The organism is Paenarthrobacter sp. TA1.8 (assembly GCF_048595705.1).
Classification (GTDB): domain Bacteria; phylum Actinomycetota; class Actinomycetes; order Actinomycetales; family Micrococcaceae; genus Arthrobacter; species Arthrobacter nitroguajacolicus.
This window is the reverse complement of sequence record NZ_CP184287.1, coordinates 4,114,078-4,135,795: the sequence shown is the minus strand read 5'-3', so window position 1 is coordinate 4,135,795 and position 21,718 is coordinate 4,114,078. Positions and strand designations below refer to the sequence as shown.

General features: G+C 61.8%; 18 protein-coding genes. 7 read left to right on the top strand and 11 right to left on the bottom strand.

What is annotated here, in order from left to right; genetic code table 11:
* Position 1 precedes the first annotated feature (1 nt).
* The gene (locus ACNAOT_RS19215; protein ID WP_420179002.1) at positions 2-880 is read left to right on the top strand and encodes a MurR/RpiR family transcriptional regulator; all 879 of its coding nucleotides are present in this window, start codon (positions 2-4) and stop codon (positions 878-880) included.
* A gap of 193 nt (positions 881-1,073) precedes the next feature.
* Entirely contained in the window at positions 1,074-1,652 is a 579-nt protein-coding gene (locus tag ACNAOT_RS19210; protein ID WP_420179001.1) for an adenylate kinase, read from the top strand.
* 26 nt (positions 1,653-1,678) lie between these two features.
* Here the strand turns inward: ACNAOT_RS19210 and ACNAOT_RS19205 are convergent, their stop codons facing one another.
* The 4 genes from ACNAOT_RS19205 to ACNAOT_RS19190 all read right to left on the bottom strand — a co-directional run bounded on the left by ACNAOT_RS19205 (position 1,679) and on the right by ACNAOT_RS19190 (position 7,142).
* Entirely contained in the window at positions 1,679-2,437 is a 759-nt protein-coding gene (locus ACNAOT_RS19205; protein WP_420179000.1) for a glycosyltransferase, read from the bottom strand.
* Between the two features lie 2 nt (positions 2,438-2,439).
* On the bottom strand, positions 2,440-3,804 hold the full coding sequence (locus tag ACNAOT_RS19200) for a PIG-L family deacetylase (protein WP_420178999.1): 1,365 nt from the start codon (positions 3,802-3,804) through the stop codon (positions 2,440-2,442).
* Entirely contained in the window at positions 3,798-4,901 is a 1,104-nt protein-coding gene (locus ACNAOT_RS19195) for an acyl-CoA dehydrogenase family protein (RefSeq protein ID WP_420178998.1), read from the bottom strand. Before ACNAOT_RS19195 ends, ACNAOT_RS19200 begins: the two co-directional genes overlap by 7 nt.
* Before the next feature lie 108 nt (positions 4,902-5,009).
* On the bottom strand, positions 5,010-7,142 hold the full coding sequence (locus ACNAOT_RS19190) for an FG-GAP-like repeat-containing protein (protein ID WP_420178997.1): 2,133 nt from the start codon (positions 7,140-7,142) through the stop codon (positions 5,010-5,012).
* 294 nt (positions 7,143-7,436) lie between these two features.
* Between ACNAOT_RS19190 and ACNAOT_RS19185 the strand changes: the two genes are divergently transcribed.
* Both ACNAOT_RS19185 and ACNAOT_RS19180 read left to right on the top strand, forming a co-directional pair.
* Positions 7,437-9,707 carry a SulP family inorganic anion transporter gene (locus tag ACNAOT_RS19185; protein ID WP_420178996.1) on the top strand — a complete coding sequence of 757 codons (2,271 nt, stop codon included), beginning with the start codon at positions 7,437-7,439 and terminating at the stop codon, positions 9,705-9,707.
* A gap of 265 nt (positions 9,708-9,972) precedes the next feature.
* A complete protein-coding gene (locus tag ACNAOT_RS19180) occupies positions 9,973-10,569 on the top strand; it encodes a DnaJ family domain-containing protein (protein WP_420178995.1) in 597 nt (198 codons plus the stop codon).
* A gap of 139 nt (positions 10,570-10,708) precedes the next feature.
* Here the strand turns inward: ACNAOT_RS19180 and ACNAOT_RS19175 are convergent, their stop codons facing one another.
* Positions 10,709-12,034, bottom strand: coding sequence for an ammonium transporter (locus tag ACNAOT_RS19175; RefSeq protein WP_420181198.1), 1,326 nt, complete (start codon positions 12,032-12,034; stop codon positions 10,709-10,711).
* Positions 12,035-12,207: 173 nt separating this feature from the next.
* On the bottom strand, positions 12,208-13,434 hold the full coding sequence (locus ACNAOT_RS19170) for an MFS transporter (protein ID WP_420181197.1): 1,227 nt from the start codon (positions 13,432-13,434) through the stop codon (positions 12,208-12,210).
* Between the two features lie 164 nt (positions 13,435-13,598).
* Between ACNAOT_RS19170 and ACNAOT_RS19165 the strand changes: the two genes are divergently transcribed.
* Positions 13,599-14,330 carry a glutamine amidotransferase gene (locus tag ACNAOT_RS19165; RefSeq protein WP_091470345.1) on the top strand — a complete coding sequence of 244 codons (732 nt, stop codon included), beginning with the start codon at positions 13,599-13,601 and terminating at the stop codon, positions 14,328-14,330.
* A 244-nt stretch (positions 14,331-14,574) separates the two neighbouring features.
* On the opposite strand, the gene ACNAOT_RS19160 is transcribed toward ACNAOT_RS19165, so the two are convergent.
* From ACNAOT_RS19160 to ACNAOT_RS19140, 5 genes are all read right to left on the bottom strand, one after another.
* Positions 14,575-16,764, bottom strand: a complete 2,190-nt coding sequence (locus ACNAOT_RS19160; protein WP_420178994.1) for a transglycosylase domain-containing protein — start codon at positions 16,762-16,764, stop codon at positions 14,575-14,577.
* A gap of 107 nt (positions 16,765-16,871) precedes the next feature.
* Positions 16,872-17,372, bottom strand: coding sequence for a sensor histidine kinase (locus ACNAOT_RS19155; RefSeq protein WP_166660329.1), 501 nt, complete (start codon positions 17,370-17,372; stop codon positions 16,872-16,874).
* Between the two features lie 199 nt (positions 17,373-17,571).
* Positions 17,572-18,270 carry an aspartate/glutamate racemase family protein gene (locus tag ACNAOT_RS19150; RefSeq protein WP_420178993.1) on the bottom strand — a complete coding sequence of 233 codons (699 nt, stop codon included), beginning with the start codon at positions 18,268-18,270 and terminating at the stop codon, positions 17,572-17,574.
* A complete protein-coding gene (locus tag ACNAOT_RS19145) occupies positions 18,260-19,699 on the bottom strand; it encodes an MFS transporter (RefSeq protein WP_091470348.1) in 1,440 nt (479 codons plus the stop codon). Before ACNAOT_RS19145 ends, ACNAOT_RS19150 begins: the two co-directional genes overlap by 11 nt.
* Before the next feature lie 374 nt (positions 19,700-20,073).
* Positions 20,074-20,661, bottom strand: coding sequence for a DinB family protein (locus ACNAOT_RS19140; protein ID WP_420178992.1), 588 nt, complete (start codon positions 20,659-20,661; stop codon positions 20,074-20,076).
* Positions 20,662-20,930: 269 nt separating this feature from the next.
* On the opposite strand from ACNAOT_RS19140, the gene ACNAOT_RS19135 reads away from it, so the two are divergent.
* Together ACNAOT_RS19135 and ACNAOT_RS19130 are read left to right on the top strand one after the other, a co-directional pair.
* The gene (locus ACNAOT_RS19135; protein ID WP_420178991.1) at positions 20,931-21,245 is read left to right on the top strand and encodes an MmcQ/YjbR family DNA-binding protein; all 315 of its coding nucleotides are present in this window, start codon (positions 20,931-20,933) and stop codon (positions 21,243-21,245) included.
* Between the two features lie 85 nt (positions 21,246-21,330).
* Complete coding sequence (locus ACNAOT_RS19130; RefSeq protein WP_420178990.1) at positions 21,331-21,630, top strand: hypothetical protein; 300 nt, start codon at positions 21,331-21,333, stop codon at positions 21,628-21,630.
* The last annotated feature ends 88 nt before the right edge of the window (positions 21,631-21,718 follow it).

Sequence of the window (21,718 nt, the reverse complement as noted above, 5' to 3'; positions counted from 1 at the left end):
GGTGGAAGAAGATTTCGACTCGTCAACGTTGACCGAGTGGCTGGATAGTCGCGTCCAAGGGCGGAAGCTCGCGTCGCGCCAAATGCAAGTGATCGGCATCCTCCGTTCCCAGCCCCGGCTTGCGTCCTACGGCTCCGTCAGCGACATTGCCGCAGTGGCCGCCTCGAACGCCTCAACCGTGACCAGAACCGCGCAAACACTGGGATTTAAAGGGTGGGCGGACTTTCAATTTGAGCTGCGCTCGCGGTTCCTGGCGTCGCTGAGCGCAGTGGAGGTTGCGGCCGAACACAACGGCCACATCAGCAGTCCTGCTCAGGCTGCAGTGTCCACAGACCGCGCGAACCTGGCCCATTTTGAGCGCACCTTGGATGCGGACACGCTTCACAATATTGCGAAGGCGATAGCGGGTGCGCGGCAAACTTTCATCGTCGCGGCAGGAAGTTACGCCATCCCCGGCAAGGCGCTGGAGCACAACGCGATCATTGCCGGATACAATGTCCGGCTCCTCGATGCAGATGTCGCTGCTCTCACCAATGCCATTGCACGGCTCGGTGCAGAGGACCTGGTGATCGCCATCAGTCTCTGGCGGGTTTACGACAGCACCATGCGGGCTGTGGACATCGCCCACAATCTGGGCACGCCCATCGTTTCCATCACCGACAGTGCGGGATCGCCTGTGGCGGTGCACGCTGACCATCGGATTGTGGTGCCCACGGAGGGCGCCGGCTTCTTCCCTTCCCTGACAGGTGCGGTGGCCGCGGTCCAGGCGATCGCCGTCGAGCTTGCCTCCTTGGACCGCGAACGCTCCAACCAGAACATCGCCGCCTCGGAGCGGACCTGGGATCAAATGCGTATTATGCATCCCCGCTCAAGTTCCTAGGTCCGCCCCCTCAGCGGGGGCGGTGGGCGCGCAAGTACTCTCGCGCCGCGATAATTCATCCTCGACACCCACATCCGGGCGTCCCCGGTGAATTTGCGTGTCGCCAGCGAATTGATGCCGACGACGGCGGGTGCCTCCCGTCGTCGTCGGCGTATGGTTAAGTCCCGGCTGCCTCTCGAAACGGACCAGTGTCATGGCGCGATTGATCATCATGGGCCCTCCGGGTTCCGGCAAAGGCACGCAGGCGGAGCATATCGCGCGGCATTTTGGGATCCCTGCCATTTCTACTGGTGAGCTGTTCCGCGCCCACGTCCTCGACAAGACAGAGTTGGGTGCTGAAGCCAGCGGATATATGGATCGCGGCGAGTTTGTGCCGGACCACGTCACCACGGCCATGCTGAGGGTGCGGCTTGAAGAAGCCGATGCCGCGGCCGGTTTCCTCCTGGACGGCTACCCCAGGACCGTCATCCAGATTGGTGCGCTGGACGAGATCCTCGCTGATCGGCAGCAAGCCCTTGAAGCGGTCCTCGAACTAACGGGTTCCGATGATGAACTCATTGCCCGGATGCTGCTCCGAGCGCAGGAAGAGGGGCGTGCCGATGACACGGAACCCGTGATCCAACGCCGTCTGGAACTGTACCGGGACGAGACGCAACCGGTGCTGACGGCGTACGCGCACCGCGGGATTCTGCTCCGTATTGATGGATCCGGGCAACGGGAAACGATCACGAAGGCAGCGATTGCCGCGTTGGAGGGGGCACTGAGGGGATAGCTGCTGGCGGGCTAGCTGCTGGCGGGTTAGCCGCTGGCGGCAGTCGGAAGCTCGGCAGGGGGCAGCTCAGCTGCAAGGGAGCGCAGATACGTGGCGAATCCTTCCGGAGCACGGGCGTGCGTCCGCCCCGAGGTCAAAACGCGGATGGTGTCCGTGGCGGTGACCGCAAAACCATGCCGGCGGAGCCGCTCAACCAGGACGCGGTCCTCGTGGGCGCGCAGCGCTGGGAAGCCGCCTGCAGTGAGATAGGCCGAGGCACGGATGCCCAGATTGGCGCCATAAATGTGCTGGTGATCCTCCCGAAACGGATGGAGCTCCAGCCAACGGCGATGGATAACGGGATCCATGTCCTCGGGGTCGGGTTCCACCGATCCAAGAATGGCGTCCGCTCCCGCGTTGGCCAGTTCCACCTGCCGTGTTAACCAATGCTGCGGAACGGTGGAATCGGCGTCTGTGGTGGCCAGCCAGATACCCTCCGGCCCGTTCGCTGGCAGGCATTCCAATGCCGTGCGGAAGCCGAAATCCCGGCTCGCCCCCGTGCTCCGCAGCTTGACGTTGACCACGCGGAAGCGAGGATCGTTGGAGACACGCGCGGCGGTGATCTCAGCCGAACGGTCACTGCAGTTATCCAACACCACAACGATCTTGGCTTCCATGGCGCGGTGCCGCCGTTCCAGCGCATCAGCGGCCGTCTTCAGCGCGAGCAGGGCCTTACCGATGTGTTGCTCCTCGTTGTGCGCAGGCATCACGACTCCCACGCTCTTGATATCGCGTCCGCCGGGCACGGTTATCCTGTCCCGCCCGGAGCGAGAAGGACCTCCAGCATGAAATCCTTCTCGCGGTAGAGTCCGTGCGTTGACCAGCCGGGTTGGTTGCGGGCCATCGCATGGACCGCCTCCGCATCCAATTCCCATCCGGAGATGGGGTGCCGCCAATGGCACAGGAGCAGTGTGCCGCCGGGACGGGTGGATGCTTCGATATTTGCCAGTAGTTCGGTGAGCTCATCCGGCGAAAGGTAATAGCCCGTCTCGGACAACACCACCAAATCGAAGGTACCCTCGGGCCACTCGCCGGGCATTGTGAGGTGTCTTGCCTCCGCGGATGGGAACTGGGAAAGCCGCTCAGTTGCCTGGGCAAGTGCAGCACTGCTGGCGTCCACAGCCAGGAACTGACCGCAACGTTTTGCGAGCTCCTCGCTGAGGGTGCCAATGGAGCAACCTATTTCCAGGCCGGATTCATAAGATTCCTCCGGCAGAGCAGCCAAGGTCAGTGCCCTTTTGCGCCGTTCATACCAGCTGGTCGTGTAACTCCACGGATCCTCGGCCTTGGAGTGGACCTCGTCGAAGATCCGCTCCGCGTCGGCGGCACTGTTGCTGCCCGCCTTGGAAGGATGCCAGGCGAACGTTTCCCACGGCCTCTTGAAATGCTCAAGGAAGCCGTCCGACAGTAGCGTCTCATCGCCCGGCTTACTGGACAGCGGCTGCGTTTGCGAGGCGTGGGCGCTCATGGCGTTGGCCTTGGCTTGCTGTTCGTGGTTGTTCAATGGGACCCGAACCCACGACTCCCACGTTGCGTCATCCGGTCCTGACCATAGCCAGTACCAGATGGGATATTCCAGGAGCCCGTGACCGTCCTTGGTTGCGACTTCCGCGGCGACAGTGCCCAAAACGTCATGGTCCGTGTGCCCGTCAGCACGGTACGGGGCCACAAGCACAACGTTCTCCGCGGCGTGGCCGAAGGACGCGACGGCTTCCCTGACGGCTTTCGCGATGACCTCGGTGTGGGCCGCAAGTTGCCCATCGGGAAGTTCCAGAAACCGCCATGTGGCGCTGGGAGCCAGCCCGGACACTCCCGTGTCGAACTCCGTGAGCCTGACAGCGGCAAGCTGTTCCGGCGTCGTGGTTTGTGAGTCCGGGTGCGACGCTTCGCCTGCAGTGCAAAGCAAGAACTGCACTGCAGCTCCGGCTGTATGAAGTTTGGCCAGGAAGCCACCGGCGCCAAGAGATTCGTCGTCCGGGTGCGCGGCCAGCACCACGAAGGCTGTGGCCGCAATTTCGGACGGATCCAAGGGCAATTCCGGCAGGGCTGCAACTCCGCTGACTGCCCATTCCGACTCGGCTGTCCCGGTGTCCGTGTGCGAGAAAGCTACCACCAGCGGTCCCCTTTCAGAGCCAGTGCGCCCAGTTGGGCATCGTCCCTCATGGCGTGATGCTGCCGGATGTACAGCGACAGGTCCGCCATGCGCTTTCCATACGTCTCGTTGAAAGCCAGCGGCCCGGGACCGAGGTTTTGCGACACCAGCATTTGAACACGCTCGACGGCGGCGGCAACAGTCCCGCGCACACGAAGGGCTTCGCTCCAGGTGCTCGGGCCGTCAGGATCCGAGCCCTCCAACTCGCCGGAGTCGATGCGTTCTGCCGCGACTGCAAGATAGCCGGTAGCGGAGGTGATGATCCGATCAATTTCGCCTAGGGAAGCCAGTGCAATCTGATCGGGTTCGCGCCCGTTGTCTGCAGCTTTGGCCAGGGCAGCCGCAAAATCACGCGCCACCGCGACGGCGCCACCCAGCCAGCATGCAGCAACGCCCATGCCACCCCATGCGAAGCCAGGACGCTTGAAATACCAGTCCTCTTGGCCCAAAGGCTGGGCTGCGACCTGGTCAAAATGGACTGTCCCGCTGGGGATTTCCTGCAGGCCGCGGCTGGTCCACTGAGGCGTTTCGGCTGTCACGCCCTGATGTTTTAGGTCAACGGCAAAGGCGCGCCGGCTGTTATCTCCAGCGTGCGCGGTGATCACGGCATGGTCCAGCTGCGCGGCCAGCGAACACCACGGCTTTGATCCGTTCAGGGCGTAGTTGCCGTCAGCATCTCGCTTGGCTTCGAGCTTCATCCCAGCGCCTTCCGCTGCGAAGACTCCCCAGGCCCCTTTTTGTTCGCCGTCGGCTCCGGCCTGGGCTTGGACTCCGGCTTGGACTCCGGCTTGGGCGAGGATCGCCAGAGCATCGAGGTGCGGTTCGAGCACTCGTCCCGCAGCGACATCCACGGCAGTCACGGAGGCAAGGAGCTCCCACAGCTTGACGGTGCTTCCCTCGCCTGGCTTTGGCGCTGTCCGTCCGATGTCCTCGGCGATGGTCAGCAATGTGGGTACGTTGCCCACTGCTGCCCGCACTTTTTCGAGCACGGGTTCCAGGGCTTGCAGCTGCGCGGGCTCAGAACTAATGCGGACGGGCTGTGGGTGGGGTTCGGTCATGAGACCCAGCCTATTCTAAGGCGCCTTAGGGTCTTGCCATGTTGGGCGTACAGCGAACGACGACGGGAGGTTCCCGCCGTCGTTCGCTTTGCTTTTGTTTTCCGGGGCCTAGATGATCAGGTTCATGGCGTTCCAGCCGGAGCCGACCAGGCCGCGGGGGAGCCAGCCTCCCTGGCCGTTGCTTGGGTAGAGCCAGAGAGCTCCGCCGGCGTCACGGGCTAGGAGGTCAACGTTGCCGTCGCCGTTGAAGTCACCGGGGCCCACGATTGCGGTCATGGCGTTCCAGCCAAAGCCGACTGCTAGCCCGTTGATATGGTTGCTTTGGTCGAAAACCGAATGCCGGCCTCCCTCGAACAGATTCAATGCCCCTGAGGCATCGCGCGCCATGAGATCTTCGAAGCCGTCTTTGTCAAAGTCGCCTGCGCCTGTCAGGGAATTTGCGCTGTTCCACCAGAAACTAAAATGATTCTGGCCGAGCCACCCGCTATTCCCGTTCCCCCAATACTGGACCAATGAACCCCAATCGGTGCGAGCGAAGATGTCTGGATTTCCGTCCAGATTGAAGTCTCCGATTGCGGTGATCTCGCTCATCTCGTTCCAGCCTTGCCCCACGCGGACTCCTGGCAGCCAGCCGCCCTGGCCGTTGCCCTTGTAGAGCCACATGGTCCCACTACCATCCCGAGCAAGAAGGTCCGCCTTTCCATCGCCGCTGAAGTCGCCTGGAGAGATGATGGCCGTCATAACGTTCCAACCTTGACCTACTTGAACACGCGGTAGCCACCCGCCGTAGCCGTTTCCGGGATAAAGCCATAGTCCCCCGCTGCCATCTCGAGCAAGAACATCGGTTCTTCCATCGCCGGTGTAGTCGTGTCTGATATCCCGATTTTTCACGGTGACGCCAAACGTTGGAGTCACCGCGTCAGGGACCGTTCCATTCGTTGCCGTCACCTTGAAGTATGAGGTGCCTGCTGCGGTGGGAATGCCACTGAGCAGGCCTGTTTCATTCAGGGTCAGGCCTGCGGGAAGTGTCCCTTCAGATACTCTGAATTTCGGAGTCAGGGATCCGTTGGCAGCGAATTGATGTTCAAAGTATGAGGCGACCCGTCCCTTGGAGGGTGGGGCCGATGAAATGATGGTAGGGGCCACGTTCCTTCCATCGATGACGTCGACCCTTTCATAGTTTGAGATGTAAATCTTGTTGGTCTTCTCATTTATTGCAATAGCACCGGGATTTGTGCCGTATTCCGTCTTGATTCGTCCCGAGGACATCGTCGCGGCATCCAGCACGTCGATGTATGGGAAGCCGACGTGTCCGGAAATGTAGATCTTATTTGTCGCTCTGTTGATGGCAAGATACGTTGGATTGATGCTCAGTGGGAACGATTGAATGGCATTCGTTGCACCGTTCAATCGCGTCAAGCTTGCCATGGGATAGGTGGCGTGGACGATGTACACCTGGTTCGTCACGTCATTGATAATCACCTGCTCAGGAGGCGAGCTCAGTGGGAGAGCGACACTCGTATTGGTTGTGCCGTCGATGATGGTCACTTTGCCCGATGAGTAGCCACTTGAACTGGTTACGTACGCCTTGTTGTCCCGCTGATTGACCGTGATTTTATCTATGGAATCATCGAACTTGATGACGGTTTGCAATCCCGTTTTAACGTCGATGATAAAGAGGTTGGTGCCAAGAGAATCCGCATAAATTTGGTTGGTTTGTGAGTTCACAGCAAGCGATCTCACAAAAGGACTTACGGTGATGCGGCTTATGGCATTACTGGCGCCGTCAATGACAACTATGCCTTGGCCGTCGGGCAAGTAGATCTGATTTGTCACCTCATTCAGCACGAGACGTGCACTTGATCCGCCTGTTTGGATCGTCGTGAAGGTATCTGTTGCGCCATCAATAACCGTGACATAGCCGTCGCTATGACCAACATAGATCTTGTTAGTTGTGGAGTTGACCACTGCCGTTTCCGGCTTGGGCCGGGTGATCAGGACCTGCGGCTTATTCGTCGTTCCATTAATGACGGAAACAGTTTGGCTGTTTTTGTTTGGGACGTAGATCTTGTTGGTTGCGGGATTTACCGCCAGATTGGAAGGGGTGATTCCAGCGGGCACCGTAGCCGAGATGAAGTCGGCCTGCGCCGGCCCGGCTCCTACTCCAACGAAGACCGTCGCCGTCGTAAGCAAGGCCAGAAGCCCAGCAGCAAGGCGCCTGCCAGCACCGATGGAAGACATGGATATACCCCGAGCAGCCAAGGCTCAACCCCCAATAATTCGATTCGCGACTATCGCTTCAACCAGCGAAGCCTACAGCCAGCCGTGCATCGAATGTGATCCGGGTCGCAATGTTTCATCGAGGCACACCAAAGATCCGGACCTTCAACGCACTCCATACCCGCGAAAGTTCCCCTTGGGCCCCATATGAAGCGCGGCTTCACGACTTTTGTCATGCCTGTCACATCCACTTGTCATTAGTGGTGACAGGTTCCGTAGCTTGGAGAGGTCAGCAGTTCCGAGCCAGGAGTAACCATGCCGCAATCCAACGAATCCGCCACCGTTCCCGCCGACTCACACAGCCCGCCGAGAACCAAGCCCGCGTTCCTGAGCAACTTCGGGGCAGACCTTCCCGCGTCACTCGTCGTCTTCCTGGTTGCCCTTCCCCTTTCCCTCGGCATCGCCGCCGCCTCCGGTGCTCCCGTCATGGCAGGCCTCATCGCCGCAGCAGTCGGCGGCATCGTCGCGGGCAGCCTCGGGGGCTCCCCACTACAGGTGAGCGGCCCTGCCGCCGGCCTGACCGTCGTCGTTGCCGGTCTGGTTGATGAGTTCGGCTGGCAGGTGACGTGCGCAATCACCGCTGCTGCCGGCGTCGTGCAGCTGCTTATGGGTGTCAGCCGCATTGGCCGGGCGGCGCTGGCGGTGTCGCCGGTGGTGGTCAAGGCAATGCTCGCAGGCATTGGGATTACCATCATCCTCCAGCAACTTCATGTGCTTCTCGGCGGTCAGGCCGCGGGCTCAGCTATCGAAAACCTCACCGGGCTTCCAGCGGCCATCACCAATGTTGAGCTCCACTCTGCGCTGCTGGGTCTGGCCGTCGTCGCAATCCTGCTGACGTGGAAGTTCCTCCCCGCAGCAGTGCGGAAAATCCCCGGACCGCTTGCCGCCGTCGTCGCCGTGACAGCCGTTTCCGTTGCGGTTGCACCAAGCGTCGAGCGCATCAGCTTCAGCGGGTCCATTTTCGACGCAATCGCACTTCCCAGCTTGCCCGACGGAAACTGGCGCGCCGCGGCCATGGCCGTCATCACCGTGGCGCTGATCGCGAGCATCGAGTCGCTTTTGTCAGCCGTCGCCGTGGATAAGATGCACGGCGGCTCGCGCACCAACCTGAACCGCGAACTCGTCGGTCAGGGCTCAGCGAACGTCGTTTCCGGCATGCTGGGCGGACTCCCCGTGACCGGAGTGATCGTCCGCAGCGCAACCAACGTTGAAGCGGGCGCCAAGAGCCGCACCTCGGCCATCCTGCACGGGGTGTGGGTCCTGGTGTTTTCTGCGCTTTTCGCCGGCCTCATCCAGTTGATTCCGTTGTCCGTGCTCGCGGGTCTGCTGCTGGTGATCGGCGCAAAGCTCATCAAGATTGCCGACATCCGCACCAGCCTCCGCACCGGCGACCTCCTCGTCTACAGCGTCACCTTGGTCTGCGTCGTGGCCCTCAACCTCCTCGAGGGCGTCATCATTGGCCTCGCGCTGGCTGCCCTGTGCGTGCTCTGGCGTGTTCTCCGCGCGCAGATCCAGGCCCATGCTCCCTCAGCTGAGGCGCTGCCGTGGCGTGTGACCATCGCCGGCTCATGCAGCTTCTTTGCGCTGCCCCGGCTCAACCGCGTCCTCCATTCCGTGCCCGAACGCCAGGACGTGGTGGTGGAACTCAACGCCGACTACCTCGACCACGCCTTCCGCGAAGCCCTGGTCGCCTGGCAAAAGCAGCAGCGCAACACCGGCGCGTCGGTGATCCTCGAAGAACACGGCACCACTGCTTTCAGCGACGCCGAGGACAACACTCCGCAGCGCCAGGACCCGCGCGAATTCCCGCTGCCGCCCCGCACGTCATGGTTGCCTTCTGGAGCCAACCCAGTTGACGACGGCGGGCGGCTGCCGCTGCACTCAATCCTCCTGGGCATCGACAAGTATCACCGGCGCCACGCGGACAAGGTCCGTCCGCTGGTGCAGGACCTCACGGAAGGGCAGAATCCGGACACGCTCTTTGTTGCCTGCGTGGACTCCCGGGTGAACCCCAACCTGATCACCAGTAGTGGACCGGGCGACCTCCTCACACTCCGGAACATCGGCAACGTGGTGTGCAACGACGGCAGCGATGCTTCGATCGACTCGGCACTGTCCTTCGCCGTGAAGGGCTTGGCCGTGGACTCGATAGTGGTCTGTGGCCACTCCAATTGCGGTGCCATGAAGGCCGTCATTGCAGATGCTGAGGGTGCTTCGCCTGACATGGGCGATGGCTTCGACGCGTGGCTGGAGCATGCGCGGCCGAGCTACTCCGCGTTGCTTGCCGGGCACCCTGTAGCGGTTGCCGCTTCGGCTGAGGGGTATAGCCGACTCGACCAATTGAGCATGGTGAACGTGGCCCTTCAACTCCGGAAATTGGAAGAACACCCTGTCACAGGCCCCGCCCTGGCATCCGGTCAACTGCAGGCCACCGGATTGTTCTACGACATCTGCACTGCCCGGGTTGTCCTGGTGACGCCGGAGGGCATCGAGCAGCTGGATCCGAGCATGGCTGTCCGCGTGTAGCTCCTCATTCGGGCCGCCGGACCCGGGCCGCCACCACCCACTTTGAGCTGCGATCAGCCCCCACACGCCCCTTGGGGCGGCGTGTCGGGGCTGCTGCAGTTTCAAAGTGGGTGGCAGCGGTCCGCACCCACTCCACAGGGGTCCCTCCGGTTTCAAATAACGAGCCCCGGGGTACGGGAATTAACCACAGCAACGTGCGGAATACTGGATTCAGAACCACGATTTCCGGCAGGCGAGGGCTGCCGTGTGAGGAGGTGGCGGGAACGTGAACGCCGAGAACAACGCCTTCAGGCGCAAGCTCGAGAGGGGCGCGGAACTGCGGGCGGTGCGCTCCTGGGGCGGAAATGCCGAGGAAGATGCAGAGCTTGAGGCCGCGGATGCCCAAGAACGCGAGAAGCGCCGCAAGGTAGACGACGCTGCCCGGGTTGAGTACCTCATCCGGGACGCCATGAACCAAGGCAAGTTCGACAACCTGAAGTTTGCCGGCAAGCCAATCCCCGGCTTGGGGGAGCACTACGACCCCGACTGGTGGGTCAAGGGACTCATCCAGCGGGAACGGCTGAGTGGGATCGGCCCGCCCGCCATTTTGCTACGGATCGAGGACTCGGAGCTCGACGCCAAGCTGGACCACCAATACACGGACAAGCAGGTCCGGGACATCCTCGAGGACTTCAACAAACGCGTGATCGAGGCGCGCAGGCAACTACAAGGCGGGCCTCCAGTGATCACCAGGCTCCGTGATGTGGAGGCCGAGGTGGAAAAGTGGCGGCAGCGCAGGGCAGCCGCAGCATCTCCCGAGCCGGAAACCGGACCGCCGGGCAAGCGGACGTGGTGGCAGCGCCTGTGGAACGGCTCCGGCTAACCCAACTGAGTCGCATTTGTGCGCGTTTTGAGCGCCCAAAACGCGCACAAATGCGACTCACTTGGGCGGGGACGGCACAAACAGCAGCCGACGGCGGGACTGAACTTCCGCCGTCGGCTGCAGTTCTGCGAAGGGTCCCTTAGGCGAAGCTGTCCTCCTTGGCCTCCGGAACGGCCGCAGCCGGCTTCCGTGTAACCAGTGCCGAAAGGTGCGCCTGCTGTTGGCGGAAATGGCCGTGGGCGGTGAGGCCGAACTCGTAGGCGGACTCGGCGTGCTGGGTGAGGTCGACGCCGGTGACTTCGTGCTCCAGGGGAACCCGGAATCCGATGGTCTTGTGGATGGCCCGGCCGATAACCAGCGTTCCCAGACCGGACAGGGCGATGGTGATCAGCACGGCGACTGTCTGTGCAATAAGCTGCTGCGGGCCGCCACCGTAAAGGAGGCCGCCGGCCATGCCCTCGGTGGGGAAGGCGATGAAACCCAAGGACAGTGTGCCGATGACGCCGGCGCCGAAGTGCACGCCCACCACGTCCAGGGAGTCGTCGAAACCGAACCTGTACTTCAGGTCAACGAACCATGCGCAGGCGGCGCCGGCAACAAGGCCCAGCCCGAGGGCGGCAAGAGGGCTGATGTTGGCGCAGGAAGGGGTGATGGCCACCAAGCCAGCCACGACGCCGGACGCCGCACCCAGCGACGTCGGGTGTCCGTGACGGATCTTCTCGACAACGAGCCAGCTGAGCATTGCCGCGGCCGGCGTGACCAAGGTGTTGATCCAGATGAGGCCGGCTTGCTCGGCCGTGGTTGCTGCGCCGCCGTTGAAACCGAACCAGCCGAACCAGAGGATGGCCGCACCGATCATGATGAACGGCACGTTGTGCGGGCGGTGGTTGGGGTCCTTGGCGAATCCGTGACGCTTTCCCACGATCAGTGCGAGGACGAAAGCGGCGGTTCCGGAACTGACCTCAACCACTGCGCCGCCGGCGAAGTCGATGACCTGGCCGAAGATTTGGGTCACTGCACCCCCGGCGCTCATGAGGCCACCGCCCCAGATCATGTAGGCCAGCGGGCAGTAAACTACGGTGATCCAGATCGGAACGAACAGTGCCCAAGCGCCGAACTTGGCGCGGTCGGCGATCGCACCGCTGATGAGGGCCACGGTGATGATGGCGAAAGTGGCGGCGAAGCCGGCCTTGATGAGATCGGGCGAGCCGATCAGGTCCTGGAGGCCGAAGTGCGCGAAGGGGTTGCCGAACAGGCCGAGGAAGCCGTCGCCGGTGGTCATCGAGTAGCCCCACAGGACCCACACCACGCCAACGATGCCCGCCGAGATGAAGCTCATCATGATCATGTTGAGTGCAGCCTTGGCTCGGGTCATGCCACCGTAAAAAAGGCCGAGGCCGGGGGTCATGAACAGCACCATTGCCGCCGACAACATCATCCAGACGTGTTGCGCAGAGATCTCCACCTGCGTTCCCTTCTCATTGAGCCTGTCCGAAACGGGGCCGTTGTTCCGGCCCACGCCAACCCCCCGATCAATATTCGGTGAGCTATGTTTCCGACTCAGAAGAGCTAAGTTGCAGGTAAGTTACAGAAATCCCCCGTTCGTGAAGATCACGTCACTGCCATGTTTCGGGGATGTTAACGGCGCTTCTCTTGCGGCCCGGCTGGATAGCCTCCGCGTCGGCTGGCGATGATGATCACTAAGGCGATCGCTGTGGGCAGGGCTGCGGCCAGAGGCACAAGTTGGGCACCTACTGTGGTGAGGGCGAAAGCCCCGTACACGGCGCCGACGGCGATACCCAGCTGGATGGTCACCACGGTGAGCCCGTTGGCAGCATCCTTGTGCTCGCCACCTGCACGGAGAATCGCGGCCTGGTTGTAGATGCCCACCGCACCGAACGCGATGCCCCACAGCGTCATCAGCCCGAACGCCCCCACCCAGGTGCCGCCCAGCGCAGGCAGCAGGGCGAACGCAAGGGTCAAAAGTCCGACGGCGGCAATCACCGAGGTGCGTGGGCGGGAGTCAGCCGTCATGCCGGCAATCCAAATACCTACAAGGCTGGCGATTCCCACCACGGACAGGGAGATGCTGGTTGCAGATTCCGGCAGACCCGAGGCGAGCAAGAACGGAGCCACGTAGGTGAACAGCGTGAAGTGGGCAAGCAACAGAAGTGGCCACGCGATGGCCACAGCGATCACGCCGGGCAGTTTCATTGCCGCACGGAGGGACGGAGTCTTCTGGCTGGCTTGGTCATGCGCGCCCGGGAGAAGCCAGAACGCCAGGACTGCCAGGAGCGCGCCCACTCCGGCAAGGACCAAGAACGAGGCCCGCCACGTCATGAGTGAACCCATCAGCGTCCCAATGGGAGCGCCGACGGCCAGCGCGATGCTGTTGCCGCTGAACACAACAGCCATGGCCTTGCCCACGGAATGTGCTGGAACGATGCGCGCCACATACGGCGCCATGCTGGACCACAACATTCCGTGCGCGATGCCGCCAAGGAGCCGCGCCCCGATCGCCCAACCCAACGTGGGGCTGAGTGCGAGGAGTACGTTGCTGAGGGCAAACGCCAGAACAGTGCCGATCAACAACGTCTTGCGGGGAACCCGTCCAGCCAGGAACCGGGAGAGCGGAAGGGCGGTAAAGACGATGATCGCAGCGTAGACCGCAGTGAGAAAACCTACGGCCGATTCGTCCACGCCCAGATCACGGCTGATCTGGGGGAGCAGACCCGAGGGCAGGAGCTCGGTGGTCACTGCGGTGAAACCGGCAGCCGCCAGTACCAAGAGGCCGCCCCACGGGATCTTCTTCGGTTGCTGCGTTTCAGCACGCGACGCCTTGGATGATGGCGTTCCGACGACCACGGGGTGCTGCTTCAAAGATTGCTCCTCTGGAATGATTCTGGGGGTTTTGTAGGGATCCCTACAACGTTATGCAGCCACGGTGATGCGAGGGAGTCTCTGTCAGAAACCCCCTCCGGTTTGCAACACACTTTGTCCGTCAGCCATTCCTCGCGCAGACTGGGCCTGTGAAGCCCTTCCTCTTGCTGGCCACCCGCGCCGAAGATGCCGCAGCCGATGACGAGTACCAGGCCTACCTCCGGTACTGCGGCCTGAAACCGGAGGAGTTGGTTCGTATTCGGCTGGAATCCGGGCCTTTGCCTCCCCTTGAACTGTCCGACTATTCCGGCGTGATCGTCGGTGGCAGCCCTTACACGTCCAGCGATCCTGTGGAGGAAAAGAGCGCAGACCAGATCCGGGTTGAGACGGAACTCTCATCACTCCTGGACCGAATCGTGGCCGATGACTTTCCTTTTCTGGGGGCTTGCTACGGAGTCGGCACCCTGGGCGTGCACCAAGGCGCCGTGATAGATCGCCGATTCGGCGAAGCAGTAGGGCCAACGGAGATCACGCTGACTGCAGAGGGGGAGCAGGATCCCATGCTTAGCGGCGTCCCCCACACCTTCGAGGCGTTCGTTGGGCACAAGGAAGCGTGCAGCCAACTTCCCGAGCACGCTGTGCTGTTGGCCAGTTCAGAGGCGTGCCCGGTGCACATGTTCCGGATCAAGAACAACCTCTACGCCACGCAGTTCCACCCCGAACTCGACGCCGACGGCCTGATCACCCGCATCAACATCTACAAGAATGCCGGTTACTTCCCGCCCCACACAGCCGATGAACTCATCGAGACGGCCCGCCAGTCATCCGTGACCGAACCCATGCGGGTGCTCCGGAACTTCACGAAGCGCTACGCCCGCTAGACCCATGAGTTGTGGGGCCCGCTTTGCATCCTTTCGCTGCGGGATACCGGGTAGATCGGGCCTCGCAACGTGGGAGGTCGGGGTGGTGGTTTGTTGAGGGGCCTGCTCTGCGCGCTTTCGTGGGGGAATTGCGTGCAGATTAGGCCTCGCAACGTGGGGTGGTTTGTTGTGGGGCCTGCTCTGCAGCCTTTCGCGAAGGAATTGTGCGCAGATCGGGCCTCGCAACGTGGGGGGGTGGGGGTGGTCACCGCCTGGTCAGCTGCGGAGTCGCCGGTGTGGTGGGCGCAGGGGAGGGCGGCGGAGCCGGTGCCACGAACGGCCCGCTCGGGTAGAGGGCCACAGCTTCCACCATGTAGTTGGCCCATTGCGGCCCGGCGATCATGTACCCGTCCAAGGATTTGTAGAACTTGCCGTTGATGGTGACATTCTGCCCCGCCCGCTGCTGTCCCGCCGTCGTATCGCCAAAGAACGACGCCGTGGCGAGGGTCGTGGTGTAACCGGCCACCCACGTAGCTCCGTTGTTGTTGGACGTCCCCGTCTTTGCGGCGACGGGAACCTTGGTGTGGACCTTGGGTTCAATCCAGACGCCGGAACCCACCTTCATCACATCCTGAAGGACGGCGTTCACACCGCGGGCTACAGCCGGTTTCACAGCTTCCCGGCATTCGGGTGTTTGAGCTTCGAACTGGCGCCCTTGGAAATCGCTGATCCCGGTAATGGCAATGGGCTTGCAGTAGGTGCCGTCATTGGCAAAGGTGGCGTAGGCGCTGGCCAGAACCATCGGGGCCACGCCAATGGAACCAAGGAGATTGCCGATCTGGTGCATGTTCACCGGCGCGTTGTCCAAACCGCTGTGGAGGCCAACGGCGTCCACCATTTTCTGGATCCCGCAGAAGTCCAGTTGGGCTGCAGTGGCGAAAGTGGCGGTGTTGATGGAGTTGTAGAGGCCGTAGTTGATGGGCATCGGGCGGTAGTAGCCGTCGTCGTTATTTTGCAGGTCGTCGTCGGCACCCAGGTTCTGGGCCTTCTGGGCTGTGCTGTAGCCGCCAAGGACCTTGCCACAACTCGAACGCCAGGGGAAACCCACCGGGTACACCCTGCGCGAGGCGTCGACCGTGGCGGTGGGGTGCTTGCCCTCATTGAGCCACTCGGCGTAGATGAACGGTTTCATGGTTGAACCGGGCTGGAAACCGCCCGCCCCATTGAGGTCGTAGCCGTTCTCGTCTTTGGCATCCACATTGAAGTTCAGCTGGGTGTCGTACTTTCCTTCCTGGGGTACGAACACCGTGTTTTGGGCCATCGCCAGGATCTTCCCCGTGCCCGGCTGAACAGTGGTCATCGCTGCGCCCCACTTGTCCGGGTTGGCTCCGGCGGACGCGTCCACTTGTTGCTGGGCGAGATTCTGGAGGCGACTATCCAACGTGGTGGTGATGGTCAGGCCACCGCGGTAGAGGAGCCGCTCACGTTCCTCCAATGTCGAACCGAAGGCCTCATTGTTCAGGATGAGGTGGGAAACGTAGTCACAGAAGTAGGTGGCGAACGATGTGCCCGCACACCCTTGCAGGGAAGGAGTTATGTCCAGTTCGATAGGTGTGGCCACCGCTACGCCGTGGTCCACAGCCGTGATCTTGCCCTGTTCCAGCATCCGGCCCAACACCAGATTGCGGCGGTCGAGTGCAGCCTGGGGATCGGCAATGGGGTCATAAATGCTGGGACCATTGACCAAACCGGCCAGGAGGGCTGCTTGGGGCAGGGTCAGATCCATGGCGGAGGTACTAAAGAAGTAGCGGGATGCGGCCTCGATGCCGTAGGCGTTCCGGTTGAAGAACACGATGTTCAGGTAACCCTCAAGGATCTGGTCCTTGCTGAAGCGCTTCTCCAGTTCCAGGGCAAGCTTGATCTCGCGCAGCTTGTCGCCCACGGTCTTCTGGCCGCTGAGGACCACGTCCTCCGGCCGCCCGTCGGACAGGCGGGACTCGTTGAGGACGTTGGTGACGTACTGCTGGGTGAGCGTGGAAGCGCCTTGCCGGGTGCCTTGGGTCAAGTTGGAGCTCAGGGCCCGCATGATGCCTTGGGCGTCCACACCTGCATGCTCGTAGAAGCGGCTGTCCTCGATAGCGATGATCGCCTCACGGATGAACGGCGACATCTCCTCCAGGGGGACTTTCACCCGGTTCTCGGCGAAGAAGGTGGCTATTAGTTGCCCGTCTGCAGAGACTACCGTGCTGGAAAGCGAGGGGGAATCGACGTCGAGCTCGGCCGGAAGGCTTTGATAAAACCCTACGGACCCGCCCACGGTGGTGCTGGTGAAGGCAACCACGGGGGCCAGGAATCCTGTGATCAGCACCCCGCAGAGAATGCTCACGAAGAAGAACCCGAAGACCCTCAAAAGGACCTTGCCCAGACTTATCTTTGGATCCTTGTTCCGCTTCATTTTCGTGCCACTCCCTAGGGATGTCAGGCTGAAAAGTAGCTACAGAATACGTCCGCCAACGCTGTGGGGCTATGGGTTTGACGCCCTATTATGGTCCCAAATCGGACTCAATCCAGCGGCAGCGTAACCCTCACAGTGGTGCCCCGCCCAACCGCAGAATCGATGTCTACTGTCCCGCCGGCGTCGTGCACTGCAATGGACATCAGCAGCAATCCGAAACCGTGCCGCCGGCCACTGGGGGCGGCGTGGATTTCGAAACCGCTGCCATCGTCCGTGATGGTGATTTGGATGCCGTGGTAAACGGCGTTGAGCCGGACGGTGAGCTGGCTGGCGTTCGCGTAGTTGAGGGTGTTGCTGAAGGTCTCCTGCGCCACGTGATACAGGAGGGCGGCGGCTGAGGAAGAGATCTCGATGCCGTGATGGGGAGTGTGCCAGTGCACTGTGACGCCTGCACGCCGGAGCGGTGCGGCCAGCCGGTCGATGCATCCTGCGACACCCAGCGCGTAGAAATCCACGGGGTGCTGGTCCTGGATGATGCCCTTGACGGAGACCACCTCGGTTAGTGCTGATGCCTGTTCCATTGCTTCCCCCACATCGTCGTGTTTCATACTGGAAATTCGTTGCCGAAACCCCTGTGTATTGGTGCTTCGTCTGTTTCCAGCGTGGCGCTGCTATATCAAGGAAGCTTTTCGATTGGCTCAAGTTCTCATCAAGTTTGCGGGGGAGGCTTGCGGACCCTTGCGGGGTTCTTCAAAAAGCGCCCGACGACGGCATTTGAGTGCCGTCGTCGGGCGCTGCTCTTTGTGTTTAAGACAGAGCCGCGAGCACCAGCCGGCAGGCGCTTGGGATCGGTTGGATGATGTCGACGGCGGTTGTCTCCGCCAGCCGCCGCGCGGTGGCGCTGAGTGGGCCGCCGGCGATGATGACTGCCTCAGTGTTGTCAGTGGCCGTAGCCTCTGTGACGGCCTGCGCCAACTCCTGGAACTGGCGTTCAGGGTCTGCCGCCAAGACCAAGGGTTCGGACAGCGTCAGCCGGACACCGGTGAAGTGCTCCTGGAACCCGTGGTCTGCCACCAGCTTGCCCAGGGCTTCCACCAACAATGGTGTGCTTGTTGCCATACCGAAGTGACGGAGCCCGCCGTGAGAGTCCAGTGCGGCGGCGTAAACGGAGCCTTGTCCTATGCCGATCACCGGGATATCCAGTTCGTCGTCCAACTGTGCCCGCCCCGGATCACCTATCGCTGCAACGATCACAGCGGCCACCCTGCCGCCGTCGGGCCCGGAAAGATAGCCGTGCACAGCATTGCGGACGTGCGCCTCAGATTCGGACAGGGAGACCGGATCCACGATCATGGAAGGCCCGGCGGCTGCGGTAATGCCCACAACCCGGAGACCATGCGGCGCCAAGGTCTCCTCAGCCAGGTCCACCATCATGGTTGTGGTGTCGCCGTTGGTGTTTGGATTTACCAGGAGGACAGTGTCCGGGGTTGGAAGGTCAGTGTCCATAGATCGCAGCTTCCTCGTCATCGCCCGGTTCAGCGTCCTCTTCCAGGGGCTTGTTGAAGGTCTCGGGAGGGAATTGGACCACGATCGCCAGGACGACGAACAGCACTGCCAGAGTGGTGAACATGCCCGGCAAACCGGCGGAGTCGAACACGGCCCCGGAGATGAGCGGGAACAGGCCTCCGGACAAAGAACCCGCTGCCAGGATGATGGACGTACCGAAACCACGTGTGCGCGTGGGGTAGAGCTCCGGCGCAAACAGCCAAATGGTGGTGTTGAGGATGATCACGGAGAAGTTGAAGAGAACTCCGAAGATCACGACGAGCACGATGTCGGTGGCAAGGAAGGCCATGGACAGCCCGGACAGGCAGCCAAGAATTGCGGCCGCTGTGAGCACTTTCTTCCGGGGCAGTCGGCTGGCGAGGTAGGCGGCTGTGCAGGCACCCAGCAATGAACCCGACTGCATGATCAGAGTGAACCAGAGGCTCGTGTTCACGGCATAACCGCGGGACACCAGGATGGTGGGCATCAGCGTCAGCATGGAAATCTGGGCGGCGTAGGACATGCAAACGGCGATGCACAGCAGCACCGTACGCTTGAGGAGCTTGCCGCGGAGGGCGTCCTTCCAGTGGCCGGACGATTTCACCACCACAGGATCGGGTACTGCCGTGATGTATGTTTCCGGGTCCTTGATGGGGCCGGAGAGCTTGTTGCGGGCAAGCCGGGTGATGACGAGGTTTGCCTCATCGATTTTGCCTTGGGAAGCCAGGAAGCGCGGCGTTTCCGGAACGTACCTCCTGAAGAACATCACCAGCAGGGCGGGGATGAAGAGCAGGCCGAACACCCAGCGCCACTTGTCCGGGCCGTCGAAGAGCGTGAAGACGAGGATGCCGAAGGCCGGTGCCAGCATGTTGCCCAGACCGGCTGCGGTGACGTTGATCAGTCCCACAGCGGTGCCGCGGTGTTTGGCGGCGAAGAACTCCGCCATCATGATCACGGCGACGGCTATTTCACCACCGAGCCCGAAGCCGACAATGAAGCGGCCCGCGGCCAAAATGGGATAGTTCGGGGCAACGGCGCAGAGCAATGAGCCACCGGCGAAAATGATGAGGTTGATGACCAGCATGTGCCGCCGGCCATACTTGTCGACGATGAGGCCCGTCGCGAGCCGTCCAAGTGCGGTTGCCGTAAACGTCATTGTGTTCAGCAAACCGATTTCGGTGGCTCCCAATCCCCACGATTGGCGGAGGATGGGGCCGGTGATTCCTACGGCATTTTGTTCGAGGGCGTCGAAGAAGACGCCCAGCAGGATCATGAAGACAATCTGGCGATGTGCGCCAGTCACCCCAATCCGTTGATACGCGCCTTCGATTTGTTTGGCCAGGGATCCGGTCCGCGGTGTTGCAGCCTCCTGGGCAAGGTCTTTTTCCACAGTGCGCTCCTATCTGAGCTCTGAAGGTTTCATTCATTGCCACGCGAATGGTTCCGTCATGCGGAATGCGAATATCACATGAGGGAATGTGATGGAGATTACACTTTGGGATACCAAAAGGCCATGGTTGGCGTGTAAACAGAATGTGACCGGGAGCTCATTGAGAGGTGGAGGCTGCTGCATTTCTGACTCGCTTTAGAAGCTCAGATGCCAGAATGCACCCGAAATAAGTTGATTTTGGGCATCATTGAGGTCGAAGAAGGTCAGGAAGCCGCACCTCCGCCCCCTCCCGAACCTCACTAAGAACGATCCAGGCAATAGTGGCCTGCGAGCCCGTTAGTATGCCAGCGCCTCACCGAGCCGCCTATGAAGGTTTAGGCGGTGCTTTCGCCTGCCTGCAGCGCCGCCTGTTCAATGCGGGCACGGTGGGCTGCCCACTCTTCCGTGGACCGGCCCGGGATGTTCGGATCGCCCGGTCTCTGCCCAATGTTGCCGTCAATGAATTCGCGAATAATGTCCGCGTGCCCCGCATGCCTCGACGTTTCCACGCACATGTGGACCAGGATCTGGTGGAGAGTGACGTTCTTCTTCTCATCCGACCACCACGGCACGACGCCCGGCGCATCCAACGGGAGGGATTCGATGGTTTCATCGCTGTGCTTGGCCGAGAAGTGGTGCAGCTCCAGGATTTCCTCGCGGCTCTCGGTGGCGGGGACCCACATATCGGAATCCGGTGCCGCATCGTCAGCAAACCACGGCAGCTCCCTGCCGCTGGACCGGCCAAAGGTCTCGCCGAAATACCCCAGCTCCACACTGGCCACATGCTTGACCAGGCCCAGCAGGTTGGTTCCCGTGGGGGTCATGGGCCTGCGGGCATCGTACTCGCCCAGCCCGTCCAGTTTCCCGAGCAGGTCTGCCCGGCGGAGGCGCAAGTATGTGAGCAGCGTCGCTTTTTCATCCATGGTCAGGACTCTACCGAAGTGGCGGACGCGTTCGGGACCGCGACCGCGACTTCGCGGGAACTGTGCTGGATCGCCGGAACGCTCGGGCGGCTTGGCAGCTTTCCCGCCGACCGTGCACGTTTCCGGCGACCTGGGACCCCAGCGTAGGACTCGACGACGGCACTACCGCGGGCTCGTGTCGATGACACAGAAGCCGATGGTCAACATTCGCCCAGCCGGATCGCGGCAGCATCCCTTGTGGCAGAACAAAGGCGGTGCCACAGTGAACCATGGCCACTGAGGACGACGTAAGACGCATCTGCCTGAGCATGCCCGGAGTGACCGAGCGCCAGAGCTGGGGGCAGCCCGCGTGGTTCGCCAAGTCCCTCATGGCCCGCATGTGGGAAGAAGGCGTGGGCACGGTGAAAACCGATGAACGCGAAGCACTCGCAGCCATGGAACCGGACACTTTCTTCTGGACCCCGCATCACGAACAGTCCCCGAAGCTGATGCTGATCCGGCTGGAACGAATCGACACGGAAGAGCTCGACGAACTGCTCCAGGAGTCGTACCGAATCGCCGGCGGCCCGGGCAAACCCAACTAGGTCGCAGCAGAGCGCGTTTAGAGAGCTCAAAACGCGCTTAACTGCGACTCAGTTGGGTGCACGCGCGCAGGCTAGACTCGGCCGCATGGGGGAAAACAACAAATTTGGGGAACAGAGCACACCGCAGCCTGCCCGCAGCGTCTCTGCCGTCGTCGTGCCTTTGCTGGGGCTGCTCGCTGTGATCGTGGGGCTGATCGTGGCGTGGACCAACCAGAACACGAACTTCGGCTGGTTCGCCTACGCACCGTTGAGCGACACTGTCTTCGTCGGGAACGGTGGGGCCATGGTCAGCCAAGGCACCCAGCTCGGGCTGGTCGTGACGGTCGTTGGCCTGCTTGTCCTCGCGTTCTGGGCCGGGCTCGCCATAGGCCGCCGAAGCCGCTGAGTTAGCCGGACCCGTGCCGAAACGGCCCGAGAAACGCGAAATCGCAGGAAAGCTGCCAGCGAACTGGCAGCTTTCCGGCGATCCCGGC

Excerpts from the sequence above, each read along its gene's own strand:
- ACNAOT_RS19210 (WP_420179001.1), top strand. The coding sequence starts at position 1,074 with ATGGCGCGATTGATCATCATGGGCCCTCCGGGTTCCGGCAAAGGCACG.
- ACNAOT_RS19195 (WP_420178998.1), bottom strand. The coding sequence starts at position 4,901 with ATGACCGAACCCCACCCACAGCCCGTCCGCATTAGTTCTGAGCCCGCG.
- ACNAOT_RS19190 (WP_420178997.1), bottom strand. The coding sequence starts at position 7,142 with ATGTCTTCCATCGGTGCTGGCAGGCGCCTTGCTGCTGGGCTTCTGGCC.
- ACNAOT_RS19185 (WP_420178996.1), top strand. The coding sequence starts at position 7,437 with ATGCCGCAATCCAACGAATCCGCCACCGTTCCCGCCGACTCACACAGC.
- ACNAOT_RS19160 (WP_420178994.1), bottom strand. The coding sequence starts at position 16,764 with ATGAAGCGGAACAAGGATCCAAAGATAAGTCTGGGCAAGGTCCTTTTG.
- ACNAOT_RS19155 (WP_166660329.1), bottom strand. The coding sequence starts at position 17,372 with ATGAAACACGACGATGTGGGGGAAGCAATGGAACAGGCATCAGCACTA.
- ACNAOT_RS19150 (WP_420178993.1), bottom strand. The coding sequence starts at position 18,270 with ATGGACACTGACCTTCCAACCCCGGACACTGTCCTCCTGGTAAATCCA.
- ACNAOT_RS19140 (WP_420178992.1), bottom strand. The coding sequence starts at position 20,661 with ATGGATGAAAAAGCGACGCTGCTCACATACTTGCGCCTCCGCCGGGCA.
- ACNAOT_RS19135 (WP_420178991.1), top strand. The coding sequence starts at position 20,931 with ATGGCCACTGAGGACGACGTAAGACGCATCTGCCTGAGCATGCCCGGA.
- ACNAOT_RS19130 (WP_420178990.1), top strand. The coding sequence starts at position 21,331 with ATGGGGGAAAACAACAAATTTGGGGAACAGAGCACACCGCAGCCTGCC.